The sequence below is a fragment of the Streptococcus sp. HMSC074B11 genome (genome assembly GCF_001808705.1).
Lineage (GTDB): Bacteria > Bacillota > Bacilli > Lactobacillales > Streptococcaceae > Streptococcus.
The window spans coordinates 27907-28395 of sequence record NZ_KV794260.1; the positions used below are offsets into that span (position 1 = coordinate 27907).

1 protein-coding gene is annotated in these 489 nt (G+C 48.3%); it reads left to right on the plus strand.

Annotated features, from left to right (window positions below; genetic code table 11):
• Nucleotides 1-489, plus strand: a 489-nt coding sequence (locus HMPREF2619_RS11350; RefSeq protein WP_398578182.1) for an SIALI-17 repeat-containing surface protein, incomplete at both ends; no start/stop codon positions are given.

The window sequence follows — 489 nt, forward strand, 5'->3', positions numbered from 1 at the left end:
GAAGTCCATGACAAAGCAGACTTTACAGGTAGTGTATCTGGCGAATCCTTGGTTGAGCCACCTAAACCAACATTTGATGGTGGCGTCAATGGCTCAGGAGCAGTAGTCGAAGCCTTGCCAGAGTATGAAGGAGGCGCAGTCCCGTTTGATACTCTGAAACAGGAACTCCCCGAGTTTACAGGTAGCGTATCAGGCGAATCCTTGGTTGAACCAACAAAACCAACATTTGATGGTGGCGTCAATGGCCAAGGTGTAGTAGCTGAAAGCTTACTAGAGTATGAAGGTGGTGCAGTTCCAGTTGATACTCTGAAACAAGAACGTCCAGAATTTACAGGAGGCGTATCGGGAGAATCCTTAGTCGAGCCGTCTAAACCAACATTTGATGGTGGCGTCAATGGCCAAGGTGTAGTAGCTGAAACCTTACCAGAGTATGAAGGTGGTGCAGTCCCAGTTGACACTCTGAAACAGGAACATCCTGAGTTCACAGGC